The organism is Demequina sp. B12 (assembly GCF_028823635.1).
Classification (GTDB): Bacteria; Actinomycetota; Actinomycetes; order Actinomycetales; family Demequinaceae; genus Demequina.
Map to the genome: position 1 here is coordinate 55024 of NZ_JAPEHU010000002.1, position 26221 is coordinate 81244.

The following is a 26221-nucleotide window of genomic DNA, read 5'->3' on the forward strand; positions in this document are numbered from 1 at the left end:
TCAGTCGATCACCGCAACGGCGTCGATCTCGACCAAGGCTTCGGGGCGCGCGAGGCCTGCAACTTTCACCACAGTCAGCGGCACGGGGTGGTCGCCCCACACCTCTTGGGCGCCGCCGAACGCCTCCTGGACGTCAGCATCGGCGTGCAGGTAGATGGTGAGTTTGGCGACATCGGTCTGTGACGCACCAGCAGCGGTGAGGACCTGCAGAACATTGCGCAGCGCTTGCTCCGTTTGGTCCACCACATCGCCTGTGATGTGTCCGTCGGTGTCGGTGCCGTTCTGGCCGCCCACATAGAGCGTTGTGGAACCCGTCGCCACTACTCCATGCGAAAACACGATCGAGGTGTGCATCCCTTCGGGGTTGATGTGCGTGATCGCCATGGCTGCTCCTCCGTTGGGGCTGATTCTGGGGTTTCTTCTCCTTTGACGGTACGTCCGTACCACCGCGAACGCGACCGGAATCTACGGCCAGGGCCTCGGATCGAGGCAAACCCCGCCGCGCATGTACGGCCAGGGGAGATGGCGCGGATAGGGTGACGGAATGGACGTTTCGCCCACCATCACCGCCGCTGACTACACGCTGACACGCAACCCTCACGCCGCATCAGACGCTGAACGCGCCGCGGCCATGGAGTCGCCTGCCTTCGGCATGGTGTTCACCGACCACCTGGCCCGCGCCACCTGGACCCTCGACGGTGGTTGGGGCGACCGCCGCGTTGAGCCGTTCCAGAACCTCAGCCTTCACCCGGCAGCGACTGTGCTGCACTACTCGCAGCAGGTGTTCGAAGGACTCAAGGCCTACCGCTGGGAAGACGGCTCCATACGCCTGTTCCGTCCGGAAATGAACGCAGCACGCATGGCGGCGTCGGCGGCACGGCTGCAGCTGCCCGCCGTGAGTGAAGACGACTTCATGGCATCCATCGAAGCCCTGATCGCCACGGACGGAGCGTGGGTCCCGACCACGGGAGAGTCCAGCCTCTACCTGCGACCATTCCTCCTTGGCACGGAAGCATGCCTGGGTGTGCGGCCATCACACCAGGTCGAGTACCTGGTGATGGCAAGCCCCGTGGGCTCGTACTTCTCCGGTGGCGTGCGGCCCGTCTCGATTTGGGTAGCCCAAGGCTTCCACCGTGCAGGCGAAGGTGGAACGGGCCAGGCGAAGACCGGCGGTAACTATGCAGGTTCGCTCTTGCCGCAGCAGCAGGCGCAGGATAACGGCTGCGACCAGGTGCTGTTCCTCGACGCCAAGCAAGACAAGTACATCGAAGAACTGGGCGGGATGAACGTGTTCGCTGTGCGGCGCGACGGCACCATTTGGACGCCGCGCGTCACCGGCACCATCTTGGAAGGCGTGACCCGCGCATCGGTCCTTCAGTTGTTGCGTGACGAAGGCCGCGACGTGGTGGAGCGTGACATCTCGCTCGACGACCTGCGCGCAGGAATCGAAGATGGCTCGGTCGTGGAACTGTTCGCATGCGGAACCGCCGCCGTGATCACCCCCATGGCCCGTCTGGTATCCCCAGACTTCGATGTGGTGGTCGCCGACGGCGGTCCTGGCGCGTTGACCATGCGCCTACGAGGCCGGCTCACTGACATCCAGTACGGCCGCGCAGAAGACCCATACGGCTGGATGCGCCGGGTCGCCTAGACGCGGGTCGCCTAGTCGTTGTCAGGAATGTAGAGGCGTTCCAGCAACTCCATGAACTCGTCCCAGGTGACGGCACTTTCGATAACCGTGGGTCCGGTGACGACGTAGTACATGACGTCGCTCTGGGGCGCTTGGATGACGGCGTCGAGGCTCGTGGGGCTGACCATGCCGATCGCAGTGGGAGGTAGGCCGGGCTTCCCGTACGTGTTGTACGGACTGTCGGTTTCGAGCTGTTCCACGGTGGGATACAGCGACTCGCTGCCCAACGCGTACATCAACGGCGAGTCGACCTGCAAACTCATGTCCGCCGCAAGCCGGTTGGCGATCACGTCTGCAACGGCCTGGTACCCGCTCTGCTCAGTGCCTTCGGGCACCTCCGCCTGGACAATGGACGCTGCAATGACGGTGGCCTGCCATTCGTCACGAGGGATTCCGGCCGCGCTGAGGGACTCGGGCATCTGCGCAGTGATGAGTTGCGCCATGCGCTCCAGCGACACGGACGGTTCAACGTCGTAGGTGCCTTCCCCTAGCCAGCCTTCGGCGTTGCCGTCGGCCTCGGGAGGAAGGGCCGATGTGATGGCGGCCAGAGCGTGGTCCGCGCTCACCCCGTAGAGCTCGGCGATCTGGGCGGCAGCGTCCTTCGGGTGAGACTCCGCGGTGATGTCCACAGTGCCTTCCGCGATGGCCTCGGTGGCGGTGTCGGGGGAAGTGGAAGTCTCCGCAGTGGGGAGACCCGACGGGAAGGCGTCGGGGTCCGCACTGCCGCTGGCTGCCGGTCCCACCACGGTTGTGGAGGGCTGTGCCAACGACACCAAGCCGAAGGCGCCCGCCCCCACAAGGCCGATGCTGGCAACGGTCGTGGCGCTGGCGCGCGCCACGCGCTGGCGGCGTACTTGGTGGGTGATGTGCTGGTGGCTGTGCGCCAGGTGGGACTGAGTGAACAGACGTGCGCCGGCATCGGCGATCGAGGCGAACTGCTGGTGGGTGGTGCTCATCGTTGTGCTCCTTCGGTGCTGTGAACGGCGACGGTGTCGCGTGGTGGGGCGTCGAAGTCGACGTCCGTGACACGGGTTCTGAGAGTGGCGACCGCGTCATGGAGGTGGCGTTTGACGGTGCCGTCCGCGATGCTGAGTTCCGCGGCAATCGACGCGACCGTTTTGTCCTCCAAGAAGCGCAGCACCACACAGGCGCGTTGCTTGGGTGGCAATGTGAGGATGGCTTGGTGGAGGTCCACGCTTTGTGTGACGTGGTTCTCTGGGCCGGGCGTGATGGCCGATGCGTCGGCGAAGTTCCCGTCGTCTCCCGTGGCCCGCTGAGGCCGGGTTTGGGTGCGCCGATGGCCGTCGATGAAAGCGGACGAGATCGCCCTCTTCACATAGACGTGCGCCTCGTTGAGGCTGCCGGAACGTCGATTCGAGCGGAACGTGCGGACCAAAGCATCTTGGAGAAGGTCCTCCGCTTCGGCGGCGTCACCGGTCAATACGTAGGCGTACCCGAACAAGGATGAGGCTCGGGAGCGCATCAGTTCGTCGAGAGTATTGGCCCACGCGCTCATGCGGTCATTGTCCTGGTTGTCATGCTTGCTCATACGCAGCCCAGGGGCAAAACGTTGAGCCCGCCTCACAGAAGATTCCGCGACTGTCGGTGGTGCCGTTTAGCCTTGACACACCATGAAGCAACCCGTCCCGGAGTATCGCCTCACACGCAGGCGCGGCCAACGCCGCATCATCCTGCGCGTGGAAGGCGACGGGCAGGTCAAAGTCAGTGCGCCTCCGAACACGGCCACGCGCACCATCGACGCTTTCGTGGTTTCGAAGGCCGCATGGATCGCAGAACGGACAGCTTTGCTGGCGGAGATGGAGCCCGCGTTGGTTCCCGGACCACAAGCCGATGCTCTGCGCGCCCACATGCGCAGCGACGTGGCACGCCTGATGCCTCTGTGGTGTGCTCGGATGGGCGTAGAGACGTTGCCGAAGGTGACAATCAAGATCATGAAGTCCCGGTGGGGTTCATGCAACGCCGTGCGCCACACCATCTCCCTCAACCTGGAACTGGCGCGTCGCGGTACTGACGCGTTGGAGTACGTCATCGTCCACGAACTCGCTCATGTGTTTGAGCAGAACCATGGCCCGGCGTTTTATGCCCTCATGGACCGGCACCTGCCGGACTGGAAACAGCGGCGCGCCCACCTCAACACCCTGCAAAGGTAGACGCGCCGCTCGGCCCTGCGTTCCGGCGTCCGGGTTAGTCGAGGTTCTCTGGAGCCCCAGGCACCCTGGCGTTGACCTGGCCATCAACAAGACTGAACACCGTTGGCTCAGTGCCCGCAAGAACCACCTGGTAAGCACGAACGTCCGTGGGGATGCTTGCCTGCACGGTGACGGTGAAGGAGTTTCCATCAAGGATGTACTCGGGAGTGGCGCGTTCACCGTCGGGCGCGAGGTAGCCCTCCAGCGGCACCGCGACAGTGCCGCTCACGGTGACTCCGGGATCCAACACAAAGGTGCCGTTCTCGGAGTCGGCGCGTGCGCCGGGTTGACGGCTGTACCACGGCAGTTCCGGCGCCACCGAGAAGGAGGTGCCGCCGTATTGAAGGTCCGTCACCGGAGCGCCCTCCACCTCGATGAACACGCCCTGCGAGTCGCGCTCGATCAGGATGTCCTGGTCGGTGATGTTGGTGAGCCGCCACTCCACTTCCAACGCAGCGCCAGCGTCCCCGTCCTCCGTGTAACTGACGGACGCCCGTGCATCCACCAATGCGCTGGAACCCACCCATGCCGGTTCACAGTCCATGCCCGCACAGGTGAAGGCCGCTTGCGCATCCGCGCGCATCAGTGGATCGCTCTGCGCACGGAACTGCGCGGACTCCCACAGCACCATCCCGTCATTCGAGCGAAGCTCAGCCGTGGGCGCTGTGGGCGCCGTGACGCCGTCCGAGAGGCCGTCCGTCACGGCAGCATCGGCCCCACTCGCAGCACTTGCGGCCCCCTCATCAGGACCAGCGAGGCGTGGAGCGTACACACTGCCTGCCGCGACTAGCGCTACCGCCCCCGCCGCAGACGCGCCGTGGACCATCTGGCGCCGACGCCGCGCACGCCGCACCGTTGCCACCGCACCCCGGGCATCGGCTCCCCATGCTGTGTCGCTGAAGCTGCTGCCAGCATCGTCAATCAAGGAGGACAGTTCGTTCTGGAAAGCGGTACTCATGCGCGTGCTCCGTTCGTGGTCATTCGAGAGGATGGTCGGGTCAGCAGCGGAACACTTGCCGCGGCGTCATCAATGTCCGAAGGGTGAAGCCCGTAGTCGACTCCGCGCTGGCGAAGAGTGGCAGTGGCGTCCGACAGGTACTTGCGCACCGTGCCGGGGGATAGGCCCAGCCGTTGGCTGATGTCCACCGCGCTATAGCCGTCGAAGAACCGCATCACCATGCAGGTGCGCTCACGGGGCGTGAGCCCAGCGAGCGCGTGCAGGAGAGCGTTGCGGTTGACGACCGCCGCCGTGGGGTCTGGAGCAGCAGCATCGGTGTGCGGAGTCAGTTCGCTTTCTTCAGGGCGAGCCCGCCTGCGTCGATGCGAGTCAATCGCCGCCGATTGCATAGCGCGTTTCACATACGCATGCGCCTCATTCACGGTGACTGAGCCGCGGCCACTACGGAAAGTCTTGACGAGCGCATCCTGCAGCAAGTCCTCCGCCGCATGGTGGTTGCCCGTCAACGCCACGGCATACCCGTGAAGTGCGGCTCCACGCTCCGCGAGTAACGCCTCCACTGTCGCTGCCCACGTACCCACGTGACCCCCTCATCGTTCGCATTGCGGTCATGGTCTCACCAGGAAGTACGGCTCCCGGCCGGCAAACGCGGGGATGAGTGGCCCACGGGGGTACCTGCTCCACGGACGCTGTGCAATACTGAACCCGATGCACACCGCGATCATCATTCTGTAGCGCGTCGGCGAGAGTATTCCCGACGCGCAGCCTCCCGCACCCTTGGGAGGCTTTTTTGTTGGGATGACTCTCCGGCACCGCCACAAGCACCGCCGCCCCGCGGCCGGGCGCAACGGAATGATGGCACTTCACAAGGAGCACACACCATGACGGATCTCGAAGTAGAGGTCTACGACACCACCCTGCGGGATGGCGCACAGCAAGAAGGCATGAACCTGTCCGTCGCGGACAAGATGGCGATTGCCCCGCTTCTGGATGAACTGGGTGTGGGCATTATTGAAGGCGGATGGCCGGGTGCTGTCCCCAAGGACACCGAGTTCTTTGGGCTCGTTGCCAAGGAGCTGTCGTTCAAGAACGCGCAGTTCGCGGCCTTCGGCATGACTCGTAAGACGGGCACCACTGCCGCCGCTGACCCGCAGGTGCGCGCGCTGCTCGATTCCGAGGCGCCCATCATCACGCTGGTGTGCAAGTCAGATATTCGCCATGCGGAACGTGCTCTGCGCGTCAGCCCTGACGAGAACCTGGCGATGATCGAGGAAACCTTTGCGTTCCTCACCGGCGAAGGCCGCCGCGTCATCATGGACGCAGAACACTTCTTTGACGGCTACCGCTACGACGCCGACTACGCCGTGCGCGCCCTCCAGGCCGCGATCAACGGCGGCGCCGACACCCTGTGCCTGTGCGACACCAACGGCGGAATGCTCCCCGACGATGTCACCGAGATTGTTCGTGCCGTGGGGTCTCGCGTCGATGTGCCGCTGGGCATGCACGCTCACAACGACTCCGGCTGCGCCGTCGCGAACTCGATGGCCGCGGTTGCTGCCGGTGCCACCCACGTCCAGGGCTGCATCAACGGCTACGGCGAGCGCACCGGCAACGCCGACATCGTGACCGTGGTCGCGAACCTGGAGATCAAGAAGGGGCTCACGGTCTTGAAGGGCGACGGGCTCACCGAAGCCACCCGCATCGCCCACGCCATCTCCGAGATCACCAACATCGCCCCCTTCGCACGCCAGCCCTACGTGGGCTCCAGTGCCTTTGCGCACAAGGCCGGCTTGCACGCATCGGCCATCCGCGTGGATCCCGACCTGTACCAGCACACCCAGCCCGAACTCGTGGGTAACGGGCTCCGCATGCTGGTCTCCGACATGGCAGGCCGTGCTTCGATCGAACTCAAGGGCAAAGAGCTCGGATTCGATCTGGAAGGCCAGGGCGAACTTCTGGGCCGCGTCACCGAGCGTGTGAAGCACGCGGAAGCCGCCGGGTACACCTTTGATGCCGCCGATGCCTCATTTGAGTTGCTCCTGCGCGACGAGTTGGGCGAAGACAACACCTTCTGGGACGTCGAGACCTGGCGTGTGCGCGTCTCGTCCAAGTTGGGTGACCCCACAGACGCCGATGCTGAGGCGATCGTGAAGCTCCTCGCCGGTGGCCAGCGCCACGTTTCTGTGGGCGAAGGAAACGGTCCCGTCAACGCGCTCGACCATGCGCTCAGGACCGCGCTGGTGGCGGCGTATCCCGAGATCGACCACTTCGAGCTGACCGACTTCAAGGTCCGCATCATGGAAGCTTCCCACGGCACCGACGCTGTGACTCGTGTCCTCATCACCACCGTTCACCGCGAGACAGGGGAGACCTGGCGCACGGTGGGCGTGGGCCCGAACATCATCGAGGCCGCATGGGAGTCCATGGTGGATTCGCTGGTCTACGGATTGTTGAAGGCCGGTGTGGAGCGCCGGTAATGCGGCGCGCGTTCGGCTACGCCGGTAACGAAACGGGTCAATCAACGATCTGAGCCGTGGACACAATGGATCCATGCACGGTGAGTACAAGGTTCCAGGCGGCAAACTCGTGGTCGCGGATGTTGAAGTATCCGGCGACAGCCTGTCGCGAGTCGTCATCTCCGGTGACTTCTTCCTTGAGCCTGCGGAAGCACTGCTCGACATTCGGCTCGCCCTCACGGGCCTGCCTGCCAACTCCACCGTGGGAACGCTCGCGGCGGTCGTGGAGCGGGCAGCCGGACCAGACGCTCACTTTGTGGGGTTCAGTCCGGAAGCAGTCGCGATCGCAGTGCGGCGCGCGCTCGGTCACGCCACCAGCTGGGGTGACCACACGTTCGACATCCTCCACGATGAGCCCCGTGAGCCTCACCTGCAGATGGCACTCGATGACGTCATCACACGGGAGGTAGCGGCAGGCCGGCGCGCGCCCACGCTACGTATCTGGGAGTGGGCGTCCAACGCCGTCATCATCGGATCGTTCCAGTCGCTGCGCAATGAGGTTGACCCTGAGGGTGCCGCCAAGCACGACATCACCGTCACTCGCCGTGTGTCCGGCGGTGGCGCGATGTTTGTGCAGCCGGGCAACACCATCACCTATTCGCTGTCGGTACCGACGTCCCTCGTGGAGGGACTGTCGTTTGAGCAGTCCTACGCCTTCCTAGACGACTGGGTGCTGGGTGCCCTCGCTGACGTGGGAATCAAAGCCCGCTATGTGCCCTTGAACGACATCGCTTCCGAGGCGGGCAAGATCGCCGGCGCCGCCCAGAAGCGATACTCCTCAGGAGCGGTGCTTCACCACGTGACCATGGCGTACGACATCGACGCGGACGCCATGCTGGAAACGCTGCGCATCGGCCGCGAGAAGATGTCAGACAAAGGCACCAAGAGCGCTAACAAGCGCGTGGACCCTCTGCGCAGTCAGACGGGGATGGCCCGCGAAGACGTGATCGCCGCGTTCCTCGACCACTTTGCTAGCCGCTATGCGACCCAATCCAGCGCGGTCTCCCCGGACGAACTCGCCAAGGCTCAGGCGGAAGTGGACAGCAAGTTCTCCACTCCCGAGTGGATCGGGTTGGTGCCGTAACTGGGCCAGCGGAAAACCCGCCTGAAAACTACGGCGAGGGCGCGCATCGGCCCTCATCCCCGCCGTGTATCTACGGCCAGGGGAAAGGGGCGCGCTGCGTTAGATTGCGGTACCGATCAGCGCACCGATGCCCCAGGTGATCCCCATGGCCAGCGCGCCACCCACGATGTTCCTGATGATCGCCCGCGTGCGCGGTGAGTGAGCCAGGCGCGAAGACGTGTAGCCAGTGAGTGACACTGCGATCAGCACCGCGATGTAGGTGGCGGGGACCTGGGCGGATGTGGGCACCAGCAGGATCGTCAGCAACGGCAGTAGGCCGCCCAGCGTGAAGGCGCACAGCGATGCCCACGCCGCGTGCCAGGGGTTGGTGATTTCTTCGGGGTCGATTCCCAGGTGCATCCGCGAGTGGATTCCTAGGGGATCGTGGGCGGTCTGCTCCTCGGCGGCCTTGCGCGCGGTTTCTTCGCTCATGCCCGTCTCGACATTGAGTTGGACCAGTTGTTCCAGCTCCCATTCGGGTCGTTCCTTGTGCCAGCGGGCCTCACGGCGGAGCTGGCTCTTTTCGGCATCGGACTGCGAGGACACGGACACGTACTCGCCTACACCCATCGACAATGCACCCGCGACCACGCCTGCGACACCGGCGGCCAGAATGGCGCCGTGGTTGTCGGGAGTGGCCGCCGCCACACCGATCACTAGACCTGCGGTGGAGACGATGCCGTCGTTCGCTCCCAGCACGCCAGCACGCAGCGCATTCAGGCGCCGCGTGACGGCTTCTTCGTCAATGTTGTGGTGGTCTGTCGTGCTCATACTCGCCACAGTAGAACTGCGGGTGGGGTGCGCGCTAGGAAGGCAAGCCTGTCTTAAGTTGGCCGAAAAGCCTGGTAGATAGGCCGAAAGAAGAACTTCGGCTGGCCAAAGAACCTAGGCGGCGCCCACGTTCAGAATGTCGATCACGGGAGCTCCTGCCTCGTCGGAAGCATCGAGGTCAACGGTCGCGGTGATGGCCCAGTCGTGGTCGCCGTCCCGGTCGTCGAAGACCTGGCGCACCAGCCACATCCCTTCGGGCAGGGTGCCGTGTTCCGTCGCGGCAAGTGCGGCGACAGCAGGGCCGATGCCGTGGTCGCCCCCGGGCTCCACGAAAGTCAGCAGCGCAGCGGCGCGAGCGTCGGGGCCGATCCCGATGGCGTCGTCGCCTTGGGCCACAAACAGCGGGTCGAGCGCGTCCCGCCATGCGTTCGCGTTCCAACCGGAACGCTTGTCGAGGGCCTCCAACGCCGCGTAGTCCTCACGAGCGGCGAGTTCCACACGGCGGAACATGGCGTTGCGGATCAGACGGCGGAACATGCGCACATTACCTGTCATGGGGCGCGCGGGGCCTGTCATCGAAGGGCTGGCGGCGGCCGATGCTGGGTCGGCATCGTCGCCCAGGGACACCTCCGGGTTCTGGAGGCGTTCCCACTCGTCCAGCAGCGATGAATCGGTTCCCCGGACGAGTTCGCCCAGCCAGTCGGTGATGGCGGCTACATCGTCCGTGCGGTGTTCCTCGGGAACGGTCTGGCGCAATGCTCGGTAGGCCTCCGCCAGGTACCGCAGGACCACGCCTTCGGTGCGTTCCAGGCCGTACACGGAGACCAGATCGCCGAAGGACATGGCCTTTTCAAGCATGTCCCGCACCACGGACTTGGGGGACAGTTCTGCATCCAAGATCCAGGGGTTCGTGCGCCGGTAGCTGACGAACGCAGGCTCCAGGAGGTCTGCGAGTGGCTGGGGCCACGTGACCTCTTCGAGCAACTCCATGCGTTCCTCGTATTCGATGCCGTCGGCCTTCATCGCCGCGACCGCTTCACCGCGTGCGGCGTTCTGTTGTGCGAGCAGAATCTGACGCGGATCGGACAGCGTGGATTCAATCACGGACACCACGTCGAGCGCGTGGTCAGGGCTGTCCACGTTGAGCAGGTCCATTGCCGCCAACGCGAAGGGGGACAAGGGCTGATTGAGGGCAAAGTTGCGTGGCACGTCTACGGTGAGACGGACCGATGGACGCTCGCCGCGCGGGTGCGAGGGGTCGGGAATGCGTACCCGCTCCACGACGCCAGCGATCCGTAGTGAGCGGTAGATCCGCAACGCCTGGCGGGCGTGCTTGGAACGCTGCGCGGGCGTCTCGTGGACTGCCTCGAGCAGGTCGCGCATGGCCTGCACAGGGTCCTGGGCGGGACGGTCCAATGCGGCGTTCTCTGTGCCGCGGGATAGGAGGTTCAGCACCATGGCGTGCGTGACCGCAAACGACGAGGTGAGCGGCTCTGGTGGTGCGTCGCGCAGGCGCTCAAATGTCGCATCGGTCCAGTTCACTGAGCCCGCGGGGGCACTCTTGCGGACAATGTTCTTGCGTTTCTTGGGGTCGTCGCCGGCCTTCGCGAGCGCTTTGCGGTTCTCGATGACGTGTTCGGGGGCCATCACGATCACGGAGCCTTCGGTGTCGAAGCCGGCGCGCCCGGCGCGGCCCGCGATCTGGTGGAACTCGCGGGTGCTGAGGTGACGCATCCGTTCGCCGTCGTACTTCACCAGCGAGGTCAACAGCACGGTGCGGATGGGCACGTTGATGCCGACTCCGAGGGTGTCGGTGCCGCAGACCACTTTGAGAAGTCCCTGTTGGGTGAGGCGTTCCACGATGCGCCGGTACTTGGGCAGCATGCCCGCGTGGTGAACACCAATGCCGGCTCGCAAGAACTTCGACAGCGTTTTGCCAAAGCCGGTGCCAAAGCGAGTGCCGTCCAGGGCGTCGGCAATGACGGCACGCTCGCTCTTGGACGCGAGGTTCATGCTGAGCAGCGACTGGGCACGCTCCACGGCATCCTTTTGGGTGAAGTGGACGACGTAGGCCGGGGACTTGTCTGACTGGACAATGCGTTCCACGACTTCCGGCAGCGGGTCCAGGCTGTAGTCGAAGCTGAGGGGGACGGGCCGCTCAAGCGTGGTGACCTCGGCAACGGAGCGGTCGGAGCGGCTTTCTAGGTCTTCCACGAGCCAACTGGTGTCACCCAGGGTGGCGGACATCAACACGAACTGGGTGTGGGGCAGTTCGAGCAGCGGCACCTGCCAGGCCCATCCGCGCTGCGGGTCGGAGTAGAAGTGGAACTCGTCCATGACCACCAGCGAGGCGTCCGTGGCGGCACCGTCGCGCAGGGCGAGGTTCGCGAGGATCTCCGCGGTGCAGCAGATGATGGGCGCGTCCGGGTTCACGGCGCTGTCGCCGGTCATGAGTCCCACGTTCGCGGAGCCGAACAACTCGATCAGCGCAAAGAACTTCTCGCTCACCAGGGCCTTGAGCGGCGCCGTGTAGAAGGTGCGGCCGCCGGTGCCCGCCTGGTGCGCGGCGAGGGCGGCGAAGTGGGCGCCGGCCGCGACCAGCGACTTCCCCGAGCCGGTGGGCGTCGCCAGGACCACGTGCGAGCCGGAGACGATCTCGATGAGAGCCTCGTCCTGGTGCGGGTACAGCGGCAGGCCGGTCCCCTCCGCCCACGTCGCGAAGGCCTCGTAGAGCGCGTCGGGGTCGGGCGCGACTCCCTGCTCGGGCTGGGGGAGGCGGTTCAGGAGGGTGGCGTCGGCGGAAGTCATCGCGGCCATTGTCTCGTGAAGGGCCGATGCGGCGCTCGCGGCCGTGTGGCGAGGTTCAGCGCCCACTCAGCCTGTTGCAACTGTTCACGGCAACACCTGGAAGATTGCGGCATAGGCGCCGCGTCGCACATCGGCTTTGAAACTCATCATGTCTGATGCCGCGGCCGTCTCGAGGACGACATCGAACCCAAGGCGTCCGGACGCCGCCCGAGCATGTGCCGAACAACGATCGAACCAGGAGTCGAAGGCCTTCTTGGTTGGGCGGGCGGTGGACTTAGTCTTCCGAGAGTCGCGTAAGTCCCACAGCACCACGTAGTTCTCAGACGCGTACCCTCTGGGGGCGTCCGCGTCGGCGCGACGTGAAGCAAAGTCGTTGCGCGCGTCGTGGAGTTTCAAAGCGTCCGACTCAAGCTTCTCGTCCCGCGGTGGGCGCGCACGCGGCCGAGGTTCCGCTTTTCCGAACTCGATGCGCGTCTCCACTTGCCGCCGCGAGTTGAAGAGAGAGATGTCGATGTGACCGGAACTCGCATAGGTGCCGCCTGGACGGGTCCAAGTCAGGGGCCTCTCCCACACAGCCACGTTCCCGTGCGATTCGAAGTCCTGGCGCGCGAGCTGGCCGAACTCGTACACGACCGTCGTCTCGTACACATCGTGGCGATACGTGGCGAGCGATCCCGGAGCTTGGATCGAGTCGGCAACGGCGTCCATGGCCTCCCGACGGGTGCCTGCGATCTCGACTGCGGCCAGCGTGAGGCGAAGTAGATCTTGGAGGTTGCGCCGCGCCTCGGGAGGCCGTCCACGACTCTCATAGCGTTCCCGGTACATGGGACATCCCTCCTGCTCAGGTCTGCGACTTGTCTGCTTCAGAGACTTAACTTAGAAGCGCACTTGCGCCTCGCAAGGAGGATCGCGCACGTAGGGCCAGAACAGGCGCCTTCGCCGAGTCAGGTCTGCGCGCGGTCGCCCATGACGGCGGTCCCGACCCGCACCATGGTGGCGCCCTCCGCGATGGCCCACTCGAGGTCACGCGACATGCCCATCGACAGGTGCCAGGCGTCTGCCAGAGGGAACTCGCCGCGCTCCGAACGGATGAGCGCCGCATCCCGGATGTCTCGCAGGCGCCGGTAGCCGGCTCGCACCGCGTCCTCGTCGTCCGAGTTGAGCCCGATGGTCATGAAGCCGGTCACCGTGAGACCGGGCAGAGCCTGGACCTGTGTTGCCAGCGCGAGGGCCTCCTCCGGGGCCACCCCGGCCTTCGACTCCTCGCCCGAGACGTTGACCTGGATCATCACCTCGAGGTCCCGCTCGGCCTCGAGACACAGGCGCGACAGCCGTTCCGCAAGGCGCATGGAGTCGACGGTCTGCACGCAGTCCGCGTACTCGACCGCGATGCCAGCCTTGTTGCGCTGCAGTTGCCCGATCACGTGCACGCGCGCCCCGGCCGCCCGCAGAGCCGCGCCCTTCTCCGCAAGCTCCTGCATGCGCGACTCGCCCACGACGGCACCTCCCGCCGCAACGACAGCCGCCGCCGCATCGGCGTCCCAGGTCTTGGTCGCGACCAGCACCTGGACTCCGGCGCCGGCGCGGCCGCACTGCGCCTCCGCGATGTGCACACGCGCCTTGACCTCCTCGAGGCGTGCGGCGGGGTTCCACTGGTCGGGGGCGGCGGAGAGCGGGGTCATGAGTCCTTCCGGATGGTGGCGACGGCGGCGCCAGTGAGGCGCACCAGGTCCGTCGGGGCGAGAGAGAGGTCGAGTCCGCGCTGGCCGCCGGAGACGTAGACGCGGTCCAGGTCGAGTGCGCTGGAGTCCAGCACTGCCGGCAGGCGCTTGCGTCCGCCCAGCGGCGAGATGCCGCCCACGACGTAGCCGGTGGCTCGCTCGGCATCGGCGGGGTCGGCCATAGTCGCGCGCTTGGCGCCCAGGGCCTTGGCGACTGCCTTGACGTCGAGCGTGCCGTCGACGGGGGTGATCGCCATGGACAGCGTGCCGTCCGCAAGAACGCAGAGCGTCTTGAAAACCTGCGCCGGCGGGACTCCCAGCGCGGCGGCGGCCTCGAGGCCGTAGGACAGCTCCGAGGCAGGATCGTGCTCGTACGGGTGCAGTTCGTGCGCGATGCCGGCTCGGATCAACGCGGCGACAGCGGGGGTGCTGGCGGAGGCGCGGCGCGGCATGGCCACCAGTGTGCCGCATCAGGCGGGATGCGCCCATGGCCTATCGTGACCGCGTGAGCGAGATGACGCACGTGGACATGTGGACCGATGGCGCCTGCAAGGGAAACCCGGGCATCGGCGGCTGGGGCACGCTGATGCGCTCCGGCGGAAAGGAACGGGAGCTCTTCGGCGGCGAGAAGGAGACCACCAACAACCGCATGGAGCTCACAGCTGTGATCGAAGGGCTGGCCGCGCTCAAGCGCCCATGCCACATCACGCTCCATGTCGACTCCCAGTACGTGATGAACGGCGTCCAGTCCTGGATGAAGGGCTGGAAGCGCAATGGCTGGAAGACACGCGACAAGAAGCCCGTCAAGAACCAGGAACTGTGGATGGCGCTCGACGAGCAGGTGGCCCGCCACCAGATCGAGTGGGTCTGGGTGAAGGGCCACGCCGGCGATCCCGGCAACGAGCGTGCCGACGCACTGGCGAACATGGGCGTCGACGAGGCGCGCGGCTCCTGACCATGGACGCGCTGCCGGCCACGATCGCCGCGCCGGTCGAGTACCGGCTCGAGGTCAAGCGGTCGGTCTTCCTGGCGCACCTCGCGCCCGCGGTGTCCGTCGACGAGGCCGATGCGGTGGTCGCCGCGCGCCGCAAGGAGCACTGGGACGCGCGGCACCACTGCACCGCACTCATCTTGGGGCCGCACGCCGACCGCCAGCGCTCGAATGACGATGGCGAGCCGGCCGGGACCGCGGGCGCGCCCATGCTCGAGGTGCTGCGCCACCGCGAGGTGACCGATGTGGTGGCCGTGGTGACGCGGTGGTTCGGTGGGACGCTGCTGGGCGCCGGCGGGCTGGTGCGGGCGTACGGCAGTGCGGTGTCGGGCGCTCTCGACGCAGCGACGTGGGTCGATCGCGTCCACCTCACGCGTGTCACGGCCGATGCGCCGCATGCCGAGGCCGGCCGCGTCCTGGCCTACCTCCACACGTGGGCGGACACCCACCGGGCCGTCCTCGACGAGCCCGAGTATGGCTCAGTCGCGCGCCTGTCGCTACGGGTGCCGCCGGAGCTCGTGGCGACTCTCCGCGCCGACATCGCTGCCCTCACCGGCGGCGCGGTTCGTGCCGTCGAGGGCGAGACGGTGGTGTTCGACCGGCCGCGAGCCCAGGAGCACGTGTCCGGCATGCCCGCGGGATGCGGCACGATGGCGCCATGACGTCCTTCAGCCGCACCGCCGGCATGCCGCTGCTGGTGCTCGTGGGGCTCGCGTGCCAGGAGGCGGGCGCGGCCGTCGCGGTGACGATCATCCCGGACATCGGGGCGTGGGGAGTGATCGCCAGCCGGCTGCTGTTCTCCGCGCTAGTGCTGCTGCCGTTCGCGGTGGTCAGCCTGCGCCGCGGCGCGCGCGTGCACTGGTGGACCGTGCTCGCGTTCGGCGTCTCTCTGGCAGCCATGAACGCGTTCTTCTACCTCGCGCTCGCACGCATCCCACTGGGCGTGACGGTGACCATCGAGGTCATGGGTCCGCTGGTGCTCAGCGTCGTGGCGAGCCGCAGCTGGCGCGGGGTGCTGTGGGCCGTGCTCGCCGGCACCGGCGTAGCCCTGTTGGGCGGCGGCGCTCAAGACCTCGACCCCGTGGGCATGCTCTTCGCGGGCGGCGCGGCGGTGATGTGGGCGGCCTACATCCTGACTGCCCGCGCGGCGGGCGCCAGCATGCCGGGCGTCGTGGGCCTCGCGCTCGCGACCGCCGTGGGCGCGCTGCTGACGGTTCCCGTCGCGGGCGTGGTGGTGGGCGAGGCGCTGCTGAACCCCGCTGCGCTTGCTCTGGCCTTCGTGGTCGCCGTGCTCAGCTCCGCCATCCCGTACGGGATCGAGCTCAGCGCCTTGCGCCGCATGAAGGCGGAGACGTTCGCGATCCTGCTCGCGCTGGCCCCGGCCATCGCGGCGCTCGCGGGCCTGGTCCTGCTCGACCAGCGCCTCACGTGGGTGGTGGTCGCCAGCATCGCCCTGGTGACCGCGGCCGGCGTGGGAGCCGTCGCATCAGCCGGACGCAGCGCCGTTCCGGCGACCGAGGCGCCCGTCGAGGAACTCGATCCCCCGTCGGCGGCTCCTGGCAGTCAGTGAGTGCCGGAATACAGCGATTCTCGGCACTGAGTGACTGCTGGCGCGCCGGGAGCGAGCGTCAGCCGGCGTCGAGCACCGCGTCGCAGATCTCGATGAGCCGCTCACGCAGCGGTGCCGCTCGTCGCGCGAAGGCGCGCTGCCTCGAGGCGTACTCCGACTTTCCGGCGGGCGTCTCCACTGGGATCGCCTCGAGCCCGTAGGAGGACACGTCATACGGCGACGCCTGCATGTCGACGCGCCGGACGTCGAGCGCGAGCTCGAAGCAGTCCAGCAGCAGGTCGCCGGGCGCGGCGGGGCCCAGCTTCATGGCCCACTTGTACAGGTCCATGGTCGCGTGCAGGCAGCCGGGCTGGTCCATCTCGACCTGGCCGGCGCGCGTGAGCTGATGGGCGTTGAGCGGCGCGGCGGGCGCCGTGAAGAACCGGAACGCGTCGATGTGGGTGCACCTCAGCGGGTGTGCGTCGACCACGGCGTCCGTCCCGGCGGCGCCCAGGCGCAGCGGCAGCCCGTGGCGGCGTTCGGCGTCCGCGGCTCGGTAGACCATCGCCCACTCGTGCATCCCGAAGCAGCCCAGCATCGGTGCGCGCCCCGCGGTGGCGGCGAGCAGGCGCCGGATGTGGCGCACGCCCTCGCCGCGGTCCGCCACGAAGCCGGCGACGTCGATCGTCGTGACGCCTCCCGAGGTGGTGTACCACCGCCACCCGGCGTGCGCATCGGCCCTGTCCAGGGCCACGTCGATGCCGGGGTGCCACCGCCGCAGCTGTGCCGGCTTGGTCGAGTAGTAGTCGTAGAGGAAGTCCTCGATCGCGTGGCTCTCGCCGCGCGCCGCGCGCTCGCGCCGCCCGGCCGTCAGCGTGTCCGCGCGGGCCTCGTGGGCCGATGCGGCAGTCGTCCAGTCATCCCGTGACAGCAGGATGCGGGTGGGGGAGGCGACGGACATGACGTCCATTGTCCCAGGAAGACGGCGGATCCAACTCTCGCGAGAGAGGAGGCAGATCAGGCCAATTACTTCTATAACGAAAGCGTGACCATCAATCCGCGGTCGTTGCGGTTGACACAAGCACTCCTCGGGCGTACGTTACTTGCACAACGAAAGTTATTCGGAGGTGATCCGAGTGGCAACGACGCCCCTCACCACGGTTCCGCAGGCAACCGGGCCGGCGCGCACCAAGCGCCGCCCCGGCCGCGGACAGCTGGGAACCGCGATGCTCTTCCTGTCTCCCGCGCTCCTGGGCTTCCTCGTCTTCTTCGCCTGGCCGGCCGTCCGTGGTCTCTACCTGAGCTTCACCGACTACAACCTGCTGAGCGAGCCCACCTGGGTGGGGCTCGAGAACTACGCGGCGATCGTCGACGACCCGGTCTTCTGGAACTCGATGGGCGTGACGCTTCAGTACGTCGCGATCAACATCGTGGTCCAGACTCTGGTCGCGCTGCTGCTCGCCGTCCTGCTCCACCGGTTCACGCGCTCGATGCTCATCCGCGGCGTGGTGATGCTCCCGTACCTCATCGCCAACGTTGTGGTCGCGCTGGTCTGGTACTGGCTCGCCGACTACAACCTGGGTCTCATCAACTCGGGGCTCGACGCGATCGGGATCACCCGCATCGGGTTCTTCGGCGACGAGCAGTACGCCATGACCACGATCGCGCTCGTCAACGTCTGGCGCCACCTGGGCTATACGACGCTGCTGATCTTCGCCGGGCTACAGGCCATCCCTCACGACGTCTACGAGGCCGCGGCCGTCGACGGCGCAGGCGAGTGGCGGGTGTTCCGCTCGATCACCCTGCCGCTGCTGCGTCCCGTCCTCGCCTTCGTGCTCGTGGTCACGGTGGTCGGATCGTTCCAGATCTTCGACACCATCGCCGTCACGACACAGGGCGGTCCGGTCGACTCGACCAACGCCATCACCTATTACATCTACGACCGAGCCTTCGCCCGATTCGACTTCGGCTATGCGAGCGCGCTGTCGGTCATCCTCATGTTCATCCTGGCGGTGATCGCGCTCGTGCAGATGCGAGCCTTCCGCGCCGGGCAGAGCGATCTGGAGCGCTGACATGGCGACCACGACACTTCCCTCCACCGTCCAGTCCTCGCACGACCGGCGACGCCGATTCATCACGCGACCTCTCGGCTGGGTCACCATCGGGCTCGTCGTCTTCGCGACGCTGTTCCCCTTCTACTGGATGCTGCGCACCGCGCTCAGCAACAACCGTGCGATGTTCTCGGAGCCGCTCAGCCTGCTTCCCGTCGAGCCCACCCTGGGACCCTTCCAGCGGGTGCTCGGGCTTCAGTCCACCGCTGACGCCCTCGCTGAGGGCGGCTCGGTGGGCGCGATCAACTTCACGCAGTACCTGGTCAACTCGGTGATCGTCTGCACGATCATCACCGTCGCGCAGGTCATGCTCAGCTCGATGGCGGCCTATGCGTTCGCGCTGCTCGAGTGGCGCGGGCGGGACGTGGTCTTCGGCATCTTCCTCGTCGCCCTGCTGGTGCCCGGAATGTTCACGCTGCTGCCCAACTTCCTGCTCGTGCGCGAGCTCGGCCTCCTGAACACGTACATCGGCATCGCCCTGCCAGCGATGTTCTTCTCGCCCTTCGTCGTGTTCTTCCTGCGGCAGTTCTTCCTGGGGGTCAACCGCTCGTTCATCGAGGCGGCGACCATCGATGGGGCGAGTCAGTGGCGCATCTTCTCGCGCATCGTGCTCCCCATCGTGATGCCGCAGATCATCACCATCGGGATCCTGCAGTTCATCTTCTACTGGAACGACTACCTGTGGCCGCTCCTGGTCGGCCAGACGGAGGAGTCGACGCTGCTGACCGTGGGCCTCGGCGTGTTCCGCTCACAGACGCCTCAAGGCAGCCCCGACTGGGCGGGCCTTATGGCCGGCTCCTTGGTCGCCGCGGTGCCCATCTTCATTCTCGTCCTGGTGTTCGGCCGTCGGATCGTCGGCTCCATCCAGTCCTCGGGAGTCAAGTGATGAACCCCATCGCGACTCCCGACCCACGCTCCACCTCTCTTCACACCACCAACCGCACCACCAACACAAGGAGGACCTCGATGAAGAAGTCCATGATGACCCCCGCCCTCATCGCCCTGGCCGCCGTCTCCCTGGCCGCGTGCTCGAGCGATGGCGACGAGACCGCAGGACAGGGCGGCGACGGAGCCAGCGATGGCGACGCCGCGACCATCAGCTACGGCCTGTGGGACTCGAACCAGCTCCCGGCGTACGAGCAGTGCGCCGCGGACTTCGCGGCGGCGAACCCCGGCTATCAGGTCGACATCGAGCAGATCGGCTGGGACGACTACTGGACCAAGGTGACCACCGGGTTCGTCTCGGGTGAGAACTACGACGTGTTCACCAGCCACGTCGCGTACTATCCGGAGTTCCAGAAGAACGGCCAGGTGCTGCCGCTGGACGGCTACATCGAGGCCGATGGCGTCGACATGTCGATCTACCAGGAGGGCCTGGTCGAGCTCTGGCAGGACCCCGAGGGGATCCAGTACGGGCTGCCCAAGGACTTCGACACGATCGCGCTGTTCTACAACGCGCAGGCCGTCGAGGCAGCAGGTCTCACCGCCGAGGACATGAGCAGCCTGACCTGGAACCCCGAGGACGGTGGCACCTACGAGGACGTCATCGCCCGGCTGACGATCGACACCAACGGCGTCCGTGGAGACGAGGAGGGCTTCGACCCCACCTCCGTCGAGACCTACGGACTGTGGATGGAGGGCGCCGGCGGAGCCGACGGCCAGACCCAGTGGAGCTTCCTCACGGCGACGCTGGGCTGGACGCAGACCGATGAGCCCTGGGGCACGTCCTACAACTTCGACGACCCGGCCTTCGCGGAGACGATCGACTGGTGGTACTCGCTGGTCGACAAGGGCTACATGCCCACGTTCGCCGCGCAGGAGGGCATCAGCTGGGCGGACCAGCTCATCGCAGGCAAGGCCGCCATGGTCCCCAACGGCTCCTGGATGACCGGCTATGTGTTCGGCTCGGAGAGCGACACGTTCACCCCTGCGGTGGCGGCCACTCCTGTGGGTCCCAACGGGCAGAACGCGTCGATGCTCAACGGACTGGCGGACAACATCGCCGCGTCCACCGACAACCCTGACGCCGCGTGGGCATGGGTGAAGTACCTCGGCTCGCCCGAGTGCCAGAACGTCGTGGGCGAAGCCGGAGTGGTGTTCCCCGCGATCGTCGAGGCGACCGACCGCGCTGTCGCGGCCTTCGAGGCCAACGGCGTGGACGTCACCGCCTTCACTCAGCACGTGGACAACGGCACCACCGTCCTGTTCCCGATCACGGACTTCAAGTCTGATGTCAACGCGATCATGGGGCCGGTCATGGAGTCGATCATGTCGGGTTCCGGGGGGACCGACACCCTGCCGGCCGCCAACGACAGCGTGAACGCGCTGTTCGAGTAGCCGGCTGGGCGAGGTGGCCGGGCGACAGATGCCCGGCCACCTCTCCCCACTTTCGAGAGGACCAGGTCATGACCGCCACCGATCTCACGCGCACTGACCGTGACAGCGTGTCGACGCTTCGCGCCGACGGCGTCGAGTTCATCCTCGACGTCAGCGCAGGCTACCCAGCCGTGCTGCACTGGGGCGCACCGCTGGGCGACATCTCGCCCGAGGCGCTGCGCGCGATGAGGACACCTGCGATTCCGCACAACGACCTCGACGAGCCCGTGGATCCAGGCCTGATGCGCGAGGCGGCCCGCGGCTTCATGGGCCGGCCCGCGATCCGGGGGCACCGAGGCGCGACGGGGTTCTCCCCGCTGTTCGCCGTCGTCGATGTCCACAGCACCGACAGGACGGTCTCCGTGTTCCTGCGGGACACGGCCCTCGAGGTGAGCGTCGAGCAGACCTTCACGCTCACGGCGGAGGGCGTGCTGCTGGTCGACATGAGCCTGACGAACGAGGGCGCGACCGTGTACACGCTGGACGAGCTGCTCGTCTGGCTCCCCGTCCCGGACCGTGCGATCGAGACGCTCGACTTCTCGGGCCGGTGGCTGCGCGAGCGCCAGCCCCACCGCATGCCGTTCGCCCCAGGCCTCCGCTTGCGCGAGAGCCGCGAAGGGCGGCCAGGTCATGACGGCACGATCGTGCAGTGCGCGCTCACGGAGAACGTGAGCTTCCAGTCGGGTGAGGTCTGGGGGATGTCGCTCCTGTGGAGCGGCGGCTCCATCCATGCGGCGGAACGTGCCGCGACCGGACGTGCCACGCTCGGTGTCGGTGAGCTGATCGAGCCTGGTGAGGCGGAGCTCGAGCCCGGTGCGGTCTACCGGTGCCCCACGGTGGCCGCGGTGTACTCGGCCGATGGGCTCGACGGCATGGGCGCACGCTCGCACGCATGGCTGCGCTCGCGTCCGTCTCATCCAGCGACTCCCCGGCCGCTCACGCTCAATGTCTGGGAGGCGGTGTACTTCGACCATGACCTCGGCACGTTGACGCGGCTGGCGGAGCGTGCTGCGTCCGTGGGTGTCGAGCGCTTCGTCCTCGATGATGGCTGGTTCGGCAGCCGTCGCGACGACTGGTCGGGACTGGGGGACTGGACGGTCTCCGCTGAGGTCTGGCCCGAGGGGCTGCGGCCCCTGTCGGACCGCGTGCACGCACTGGGGATGCAGTTCGGTCTGTGGTTCGAGGGGGAGATGGTGAACCCCGACTCAGACCTGTATCGCGCACATCCTGACTGGATCCTCCACGTCTCGGGGCGGGTGCCTCCACTGGCCCGGCACCAGCTGGTGCTCGACCTGACCCACGCGGATGCCTTCGCTCACGTCCTGGAGCAGGTCTCTGCGGTCGTGGCGGACAGCGGGGTCGACTACATCAAGTGGGACCACAATCGGATGCTCGTCGACCCGGGCCACGACGGCGTGCCGGCGGTGCGTCGCCAGACCGAGGCGATCTATCGCCTCTTCGACGAGCTCAAGTCGCGCCACCCCGGTCTCGAGATCGAGTCGTGCGCCTCGGGCGGAGGCAGGATCGACCTGGGCATGGCGATGCACGCGGACAGGTTCTGGACCTCGGACCAGAACGACCCGCTCGAACGTCAGCAGATCCAGCGCTGGACCAGCGTGATGATCCCCCCGGAGCTGCTCGGCAGCCACGTGGGCCCCACGATCTCTCACAGCTCCGGACGACGCCACGGCGTCCAGTTCCGCGCGGTCACGGCGCTGTTCGGACACGCAGGGATCGAGTGGAACATTCTCGAGGCGACCGACGACGAGCTCGAGGCGCTCCGTGCTTGGACGGCGTTCTACCGGGAGCGTCGATCCCTCCTGCACAGTGGTCGGACGGTCCGGGTGGACCACCCAGACCCGAGCGCTCTGGCGCACGGCGTCATCGGCGAGGACCGGTCGTCGGCCGTGTTCGCCTACGCGCAGTGCGCCACAGCCTCGGGCACCTCGCCGGCGGCGTTCCGCATTCCCGGGCTCGATCCCGACGCCGTGTACCGCGTCGCCGCGGTCGAGTTCGAGCCGGCTCAGGCGGTGCAGCGTCGCGGGCCAGCCTGGATGGCAGGCGTCCACACCACGGGTCGTGCGTTGGCGCAGGTAGGCCTTCGCGCGCCGGTGCTCTGGCCGGAGCAGGCGATCGTGGTCGTCATCGATCGTGTCGATGCTGACCAGACGGTTGCGCCGCCTGTGGCATCCTGAAGCGCAGATCGGAGGCGCCAGGTGATCACTACGAGCGTGGAACCGCGCGGCAGTCGCGGCGCAGACGTCGAGCTCGCGGCGCTCTCGGCGATCCTCGTGCACGGTCCCGTCTCGAGGACGGAGCTTGCGACGCGCCTCGCGGTGTCGCAGTCGACCATGACTCGAGCGGTGAAGCCGCTCATCGATCGCGGACTCGTGCAGGAGAGCTCCGAAGCGCTCGAAGGACCGGGCCGTCCGTCGCGTCCACTGAGCGGCGTTCCGGGCGGGCGCACGTACGTGGGGGCCAAGCTCACGGGCGACGAGGTCATCGCGGTAGTGACCGACATGCTCGCCCACGAGCTCGCCTCCAAGAGCGGCACTCTGGACTCGCACGACCCGGAGCAGGTCGCGGATGTGACGGCCGGGCTGATCCGCGAGCTGATCGATCCCGGCGAGCTCGCCTACGTGGGCCTGTCTCTGGGTGGCAGCGCGGTGGACGGACGCACTGTCGACCGCGCTCCCTTCCTGGGTTGGCGGGGCACGCCGCTCGCGAGCATGCTCGAGGAGCGGCTTGGCGTGCCGGTCGTGATCGACAACGACGTCTCGGCGCTCACCGCAGGTGAGCACTGGTTCGGGGCCGCGCGTGGGCTCGACGACTTCGCGGTCGTGACGATCGGTGCAGGCGTCGGTCTGGGCCTCGTGCGACACGGTCAGGTGATCCGCACTCGCGACAGCGGCCTGGGCCTGGCGGGGCACATCCCGCTCGAGGGCCACGGCATCCCGTGCGCGGCAGGCCATCGCGGATGCGCAACTGCGGTGCTGTCCATCCCGAGCCTCGAAGCCCAGGCGACGGTGGCACTGCGGCGTCCCACCGCGTTCAGCGAGATCCTCGACCTCGCCCGCGAAGGCGACCGTGCGTGCGCAGAGATTGTGGACGGCGCCGCGCGCGCGCTGGGTCGTCTGCTCGCGCTCGTCGCGGACCTCGCCATGGTGGACGTGGTCGTGGTGGGAGGCGACGGCATCGCGCTCCTGGACGCCGCGGAGCACGATGTGCGACGGCAGCTGCGCCAGGATCGCGATCCCGACGCGCACGAACTCGAGCTCCGCATCGACCATTCGGACTTCACGCGGTGGGCCCGTGGAGCCGCCACTGTCGCGATCCAGGCATCGCTCCGCGGACTGCTGGAGGACGCAGAGAGCTGACGGGCCGCAGGCGCCGCGAGCGGAGACTACGTCAGCCGCAGCGCGACCTTCCCGTGCCCCGCGGAACCCTTGAGACGCGCGAAGGCCTCCTCGAGATCCTCGAAGGCGAACGTCCGATCCAGTGGCGGAGCGATCGCGCCCGAAGCAACGGCTGGCAGCACCTGCTCACGCACGCCGTCCATGAGGTCGCCGATCACCTCGGGCGGGGTGAGCCCATACGAGACGGACCGCAGCGTGACCCGCTGGCGCGCGAGCTCGAACAGATCGATCTCCGCGGTGGCGCCGCCCAGCCGGCCCACCGACACGACCGTGCCACCCTGGCGCGCGGCGCGGATCGCCTCGGCGAGGCCGGCGCCGCCCACGTGATCCAGCACCGCATCGACGCCCGTGCCGTCGGTGAGGTCTCGGACTGCCGTCGCCAGGTCCGACCCCGAGGTGACGATGACGTGGTCCGCACCAGCCGCGAGCACGGACTCACGGTGCTCGGGCGTGCGGGTGGTGCCGATGATGGTGCCGACGCCCAGGGCTCGCAGTTCCTGGATCCCGAGCATCGCGATGCCTGACGTCGCGGCGGTCACCAGCACCGAGTCGCTGGCCGCGATCCCTGCGCGCCGAATGGCGCCGTGCTCGGTCATCAGCCCGGTGGGCAGCGTCGCGGCGGCGTCAGACTCGACGCCGTCCGGCACCGGCAGCAGGTGACGGCGATGCGCCACGACGTACTCCGCGAAGGCGGCGGGCGCGATGCCCATCACGCGCGTGCCGACCAGGTTCGCATCCGCGTCGTCACCGGTCGCGACCACCTCGCCGGCGAACTCGAAGCCCGGGACGAAGGTGTCACTCGCGGGGGACAGGTCCGCGTTGTTGAGCGCGACCGCCTCGACGCGCACCAGCACCTGGTCGCCGGCGGGCGTGGGAACGGGACGCTCCGCGATCTGGGGGACGTCGGTCTCGGGCGATGCGACATACGCGCGCATGGTGGTCATGGATGCCTCCAGAGGCGGTAGGAATGGGGGCCGGCCGCCGGGTGCCGGCAGGGGGTCAGGAGCGGGCGTCGGTCTCGAGGTGGGCCGCACGCGACGTCTTCTCGGACGCCCACCAGCTCGCCAGGAGCTGCAGTTTCTCCGCGGACTCTGAGCCCGGGGCCGCCGTGTAGATCGTGAGTCCCAGGTCAGGGTCGGCGGGCAGCGTCAGAGTGTTGTACTCGAGTTCGATCACACCCACCGCCGGGTGGTTCACGCGCTTGATTCCCTCGATGTGCAGGCGCACGTCATGGCGCGCCCACAGGGTCCGGAAGTGCTCGGACCGGGTGGACAGCTCGCCCACGAGGTCCGTGATCGACTTGTCGAACGGGCTGCGGCCCGCGACGGTGCGCAGGCTGGCGACCGCGGAGTCCGCGATCGTGTCCCAGTCCGGATAGAACTGCCGTGAGCTGGGGTCCAGGAAGATGTAGCGCGCATAGTTCACGCTGTCGCCCTGAGCCTTGTACAGCGGGTCGTAGAGGGCGCGTGCGAGGTCGTTCGTGGCGACGATGGTGCTGCGCGGGTCTCCGAGCACGGCGGCACCTGTGGACACCGAGTCCACCAGGTGGAGCAGGCTCGGACGGATGGAGGTCGATGCTCCGGGACGGCGACGCGCGCGGGTGCCCGCGTTCGCGGTACGCGCGAGATCGAACAGGTGGGAGCGCTCGGCCTCGGAGAAGCGCAGGGCCGAGGCGATGGCTTCCAGCACCTCGTCCGACACCCCGCGCAGGTCGCCGCGTTCGAGCTTGGTGTAGTACTCGACGCTCACGCCCGCGAGGACCGCGACCTCCCCTCGACGGAGGCCGGGGACACGACGGCTGCCGACCGTGGGCAGGCCCACCATCTCGGGAGTGACCTTGGCGCGGCGAGTCACCAGGAACTCGCGAACCTCTTCACGTGCTGTCATGCGTCCACGGTACGTCGTCGCTCCCCAGCGAGGGAGGTACTGCGAGGGGTACCTCTGACAGCACCTGGCAGACGCGGATGAACGGGTGTGGACT

Annotated in this window: 25 protein-coding genes; 12 read left to right on the top strand and 13 right to left on the bottom strand. The window is 67.2% G+C overall.

Going from position 1 to position 26221, the window contains the following annotated elements:
• Complete coding sequence (locus ON058_RS04710) at positions 1 to 384, bottom strand: RidA family protein (protein ID WP_274667884.1); 384 nt, start codon at positions 382 to 384, stop codon at positions 1 to 3.
• A gap of 160 nt (positions 385 to 544) precedes the next feature.
• Here ON058_RS04710 and ON058_RS04715 point away from each other — a divergent pair, with 160 nt between their 5' ends.
• On the top strand, positions 545 to 1651 hold the full coding sequence (locus tag ON058_RS04715; RefSeq protein WP_274667885.1) for a branched-chain amino acid aminotransferase: 1107 nt from the start codon (positions 545 to 547) through the stop codon (positions 1649 to 1651).
• An 11-nt stretch (positions 1652 to 1662) separates the two neighbouring features.
• On the opposite strand, the gene ON058_RS04720 is transcribed toward ON058_RS04715, so the two are convergent.
• Both ON058_RS04720 and ON058_RS04725 read right to left on the bottom strand, forming a co-directional pair.
• Positions 1663 to 2646: an endolytic transglycosylase MltG gene (locus ON058_RS04720; RefSeq protein WP_274667886.1), complete on the bottom strand. Its 984-nt coding sequence runs from the start codon at positions 2644 to 2646 to the stop codon at positions 1663 to 1665.
• Positions 2643 to 3239, bottom strand: a complete 597-nt coding sequence (locus tag ON058_RS04725; RefSeq protein ID WP_274667887.1) for an RNA polymerase sigma factor — start codon at positions 3237 to 3239, stop codon at positions 2643 to 2645. The genes ON058_RS04720 and ON058_RS04725 overlap by 4 nt, the downstream gene beginning before the upstream one ends.
• Positions 3240 to 3321: 82 nt before the next feature.
• Here ON058_RS04725 and ON058_RS04730 point away from each other — a divergent pair, with 82 nt between their 5' ends.
• Positions 3322 to 3861, top strand: a complete 540-nt coding sequence (locus tag ON058_RS04730; RefSeq protein WP_274667888.1) for a M48 family metallopeptidase — start codon at positions 3322 to 3324, stop codon at positions 3859 to 3861.
• Positions 3862 to 3895: 34 nt separating this feature from the next.
• On the opposite strand, the gene ON058_RS04735 is transcribed toward ON058_RS04730, so the two are convergent.
• On the bottom strand, positions 3896 to 4858 hold the full coding sequence (locus tag ON058_RS04735) for a hypothetical protein (protein ID WP_274667889.1): 963 nt from the start codon (positions 4856 to 4858) through the stop codon (positions 3896 to 3898).
• Complete coding sequence (locus ON058_RS04740; RefSeq protein ID WP_274667890.1) at positions 4855 to 5439, bottom strand: RNA polymerase sigma factor; 585 nt, start codon at positions 5437 to 5439, stop codon at positions 4855 to 4857. Before ON058_RS04740 ends, ON058_RS04735 begins: the two co-directional genes overlap by 4 nt.
• A gap of 300 nt (positions 5440 to 5739) precedes the next feature.
• On the opposite strand from ON058_RS04740, the gene cimA reads away from it, so the two are divergent.
• Together cimA and ON058_RS04750 are read left to right on the top strand one after the other, a co-directional pair.
• Positions 5740 to 7335, top strand: a complete 1596-nt coding sequence (gene cimA, locus ON058_RS04745; RefSeq protein ID WP_274667891.1) for a citramalate synthase — start codon at positions 5740 to 5742, stop codon at positions 7333 to 7335.
• A gap of 73 nt (positions 7336 to 7408) precedes the next feature.
• Positions 7409 to 8458 (top strand): biotin/lipoate A/B protein ligase family protein, encoded by a 1050-nt coding sequence (locus tag ON058_RS04750; RefSeq protein ID WP_274667892.1) that lies wholly within the window; start codon positions 7409 to 7411, stop codon positions 8456 to 8458.
• A 99-nt stretch (positions 8459 to 8557) separates the two neighbouring features.
• Here ON058_RS04750 and ON058_RS04755 read toward each other — a convergent pair whose 3' ends face one another.
• The 5 genes from ON058_RS04755 to ybaK form a co-directional block, all read right to left on the bottom strand.
• Entirely contained in the window at positions 8558 to 9268 is a 711-nt protein-coding gene (locus ON058_RS04755; protein ID WP_274667893.1) for a VIT family protein, read from the bottom strand.
• 114 nt (positions 9269 to 9382) lie between these two features.
• Positions 9383 to 12076: an RNA helicase gene (locus ON058_RS04760; protein ID WP_274667894.1), complete on the bottom strand. Its 2694-nt coding sequence runs from the start codon at positions 12074 to 12076 to the stop codon at positions 9383 to 9385.
• 84 nt (positions 12077 to 12160) lie between these two features.
• Complete coding sequence (locus tag ON058_RS04765) at positions 12161 to 12901, bottom strand: hypothetical protein (protein WP_274667895.1); 741 nt, start codon at positions 12899 to 12901, stop codon at positions 12161 to 12163.
• A gap of 119 nt (positions 12902 to 13020) precedes the next feature.
• On the bottom strand, positions 13021 to 13758 hold the full coding sequence (locus tag ON058_RS04770) for a YggS family pyridoxal phosphate-dependent enzyme (RefSeq protein ID WP_274667896.1): 738 nt from the start codon (positions 13756 to 13758) through the stop codon (positions 13021 to 13023).
• A complete protein-coding gene (ybaK, locus tag ON058_RS04775; protein WP_274667897.1) occupies positions 13755 to 14249 on the bottom strand; it encodes a Cys-tRNA(Pro) deacylase in 495 nt (164 codons plus the stop codon). Before ybaK ends, ON058_RS04770 begins: the two co-directional genes overlap by 4 nt.
• A 62-nt stretch (positions 14250 to 14311) precedes the next feature.
• Here ybaK and rnhA point away from each other — a divergent pair, with 62 nt between their 5' ends.
• Genes rnhA through ON058_RS04790 form a run of 3 tightly spaced genes read left to right on the top strand, consistent with a single transcriptional unit; the run spans position 14312 to position 16358 of the window.
• Positions 14312 to 14752: a ribonuclease HI gene (gene rnhA, locus ON058_RS04780; RefSeq protein ID WP_274668403.1), complete on the top strand. Its 441-nt coding sequence runs from the start codon at positions 14312 to 14314 to the stop codon at positions 14750 to 14752.
• A 2-nt stretch (positions 14753 to 14754) separates the two neighbouring features.
• On the top strand, positions 14755 to 15450 hold the full coding sequence (locus ON058_RS04785; protein WP_274667898.1) for a YigZ family protein: 696 nt from the start codon (positions 14755 to 14757) through the stop codon (positions 15448 to 15450).
• Positions 15447 to 16358, top strand: coding sequence for a DMT family transporter (locus ON058_RS04790; protein ID WP_274667899.1), 912 nt, complete (start codon positions 15447 to 15449; stop codon positions 16356 to 16358). Before ON058_RS04785 ends, ON058_RS04790 begins: the two co-directional genes overlap by 4 nt.
• A gap of 58 nt (positions 16359 to 16416) precedes the next feature.
• On the opposite strand, the gene ON058_RS04795 is transcribed toward ON058_RS04790, so the two are convergent.
• Positions 16417 to 17298, bottom strand: coding sequence for a 3-methyladenine DNA glycosylase (locus ON058_RS04795; protein ID WP_274667900.1), 882 nt, complete (start codon positions 17296 to 17298; stop codon positions 16417 to 16419).
• Positions 17299 to 17563: 265 nt separating this feature from the next.
• On the opposite strand from ON058_RS04795, the gene ON058_RS04800 reads away from it, so the two are divergent.
• The 5 genes from ON058_RS04800 to ON058_RS04820 all read left to right on the top strand — a co-directional run bounded on the left by ON058_RS04800 (position 17564) and on the right by ON058_RS04820 (position 24201).
• Complete coding sequence (locus ON058_RS04800; protein WP_274668404.1) at positions 17564 to 18409, top strand: carbohydrate ABC transporter permease; 846 nt, start codon at positions 17564 to 17566, stop codon at positions 18407 to 18409.
• Between the two features lies 1 nt (position 18410).
• Positions 18411 to 19334, top strand: coding sequence for a carbohydrate ABC transporter permease (locus tag ON058_RS04805; RefSeq protein ID WP_274667901.1), 924 nt, complete (start codon positions 18411 to 18413; stop codon positions 19332 to 19334).
• A gap of 80 nt (positions 19335 to 19414) precedes the next feature.
• Positions 19415 to 20785, top strand: a complete 1371-nt coding sequence (locus ON058_RS04810) for a sugar ABC transporter substrate-binding protein (protein ID WP_274667902.1) — start codon at positions 19415 to 19417, stop codon at positions 20783 to 20785.
• 68 nt (positions 20786 to 20853) lie between these two features.
• Positions 20854 to 23019: an alpha-galactosidase gene (locus tag ON058_RS04815; RefSeq protein ID WP_274667903.1), complete on the top strand. Its 2166-nt coding sequence runs from the start codon at positions 20854 to 20856 to the stop codon at positions 23017 to 23019.
• Between the two features lie 21 nt (positions 23020 to 23040).
• Positions 23041 to 24201: an ROK family transcriptional regulator gene (locus ON058_RS04820; protein WP_274667904.1), complete on the top strand. Its 1161-nt coding sequence runs from the start codon at positions 23041 to 23043 to the stop codon at positions 24199 to 24201.
• A 26-nt stretch (positions 24202 to 24227) separates the two neighbouring features.
• On the opposite strand, the gene ON058_RS04825 is transcribed toward ON058_RS04820, so the two are convergent.
• Positions 24228 to 25184, bottom strand: coding sequence for a zinc-binding dehydrogenase (locus tag ON058_RS04825; RefSeq protein ID WP_274667905.1), 957 nt, complete (start codon positions 25182 to 25184; stop codon positions 24228 to 24230).
• A 55-nt stretch (positions 25185 to 25239) separates the two neighbouring features.
• Complete coding sequence (locus tag ON058_RS04830) at positions 25240 to 26127, bottom strand: helix-turn-helix transcriptional regulator (RefSeq protein WP_274667906.1); 888 nt, start codon at positions 26125 to 26127, stop codon at positions 25240 to 25242.
• Positions 26128 to 26221 lie beyond the last annotated feature (94 nt).

Bases quoted from the DNA above. Each gene is read 5' to 3' on its own strand.
- ON058_RS04805 (WP_274667901.1), top strand. From the start codon at position 18,411: ATGGCGACCACGACACTTCCCTCCACCGTCCAGTCCTCGCACGACCGG.
- ON058_RS04710 (WP_274667884.1), bottom strand. From the start codon at position 384: ATGGCGATCACGCACATCAACCCCGAAGGGATGCACACCTCGATCGTG.
- rnhA (WP_274668403.1), top strand. From the start codon at position 14,312: ATGACGCACGTGGACATGTGGACCGATGGCGCCTGCAAGGGAAACCCG.
- ON058_RS04715 (WP_274667885.1), top strand. From the start codon at position 545: ATGGACGTTTCGCCCACCATCACCGCCGCTGACTACACGCTGACACGC.
- ON058_RS04815 (WP_274667903.1), top strand. From the start codon at position 20,854: ATGACCGCCACCGATCTCACGCGCACTGACCGTGACAGCGTGTCGACG.
- ON058_RS04825 (WP_274667905.1), bottom strand. From the start codon at position 25,184: ATGACCACCATGCGCGCGTATGTCGCATCGCCCGAGACCGACGTCCCC.
- ON058_RS04735 (WP_274667889.1), bottom strand. From the start codon at position 4,858: ATGAGTACCGCTTTCCAGAACGAACTGTCCTCCTTGATTGACGATGCT.
- ybaK (WP_274667897.1), bottom strand. From the start codon at position 14,249: ATGCCGCGCCGCGCCTCCGCCAGCACCCCCGCTGTCGCCGCGTTGATC.
- ON058_RS04785 (WP_274667898.1), top strand. From the start codon at position 14,755: ATGGACGCGCTGCCGGCCACGATCGCCGCGCCGGTCGAGTACCGGCTC.
- ON058_RS04755 (WP_274667893.1), bottom strand. From the start codon at position 9,268: ATGAGCACGACAGACCACCACAACATTGACGAAGAAGCCGTCACGCGG.
- ON058_RS04810 (WP_274667902.1), top strand. From the start codon at position 19,415: ATGAAGAAGTCCATGATGACCCCCGCCCTCATCGCCCTGGCCGCCGTC.
- ON058_RS04795 (WP_274667900.1), bottom strand. From the start codon at position 17,298: ATGTCCGTCGCCTCCCCCACCCGCATCCTGCTGTCACGGGATGACTGG.
- ON058_RS04765 (WP_274667895.1), bottom strand. From the start codon at position 12,901: ATGTACCGGGAACGCTATGAGAGTCGTGGACGGCCTCCCGAGGCGCGG.
- ON058_RS04770 (WP_274667896.1), bottom strand. From the start codon at position 13,758: ATGACCCCGCTCTCCGCCGCCCCCGACCAGTGGAACCCCGCCGCACGC.
- ON058_RS04730 (WP_274667888.1), top strand. From the start codon at position 3,322: ATGAAGCAACCCGTCCCGGAGTATCGCCTCACACGCAGGCGCGGCCAA.
- ON058_RS04725 (WP_274667887.1), bottom strand. From the start codon at position 3,239: ATGAGCAAGCATGACAACCAGGACAATGACCGCATGAGCGCGTGGGCC.
- ON058_RS04830 (WP_274667906.1), bottom strand. From the start codon at position 26,127: ATGACAGCACGTGAAGAGGTTCGCGAGTTCCTGGTGACTCGCCGCGCC.
- ON058_RS04720 (WP_274667886.1), bottom strand. From the start codon at position 2,646: ATGAGCACCACCCACCAGCAGTTCGCCTCGATCGCCGATGCCGGCGCA.
- cimA (WP_274667891.1), top strand. From the start codon at position 5,740: ATGACGGATCTCGAAGTAGAGGTCTACGACACCACCCTGCGGGATGGC.
- ON058_RS04790 (WP_274667899.1), top strand. From the start codon at position 15,447: ATGACGTCCTTCAGCCGCACCGCCGGCATGCCGCTGCTGGTGCTCGTG.
- ON058_RS04750 (WP_274667892.1), top strand. From the start codon at position 7,409: ATGCACGGTGAGTACAAGGTTCCAGGCGGCAAACTCGTGGTCGCGGAT.
- ON058_RS04800 (WP_274668404.1), top strand. From the start codon at position 17,564: ATGCTCTTCCTGTCTCCCGCGCTCCTGGGCTTCCTCGTCTTCTTCGCC.
- ON058_RS04760 (WP_274667894.1), bottom strand. From the start codon at position 12,076: ATGACTTCCGCCGACGCCACCCTCCTGAACCGCCTCCCCCAGCCCGAG.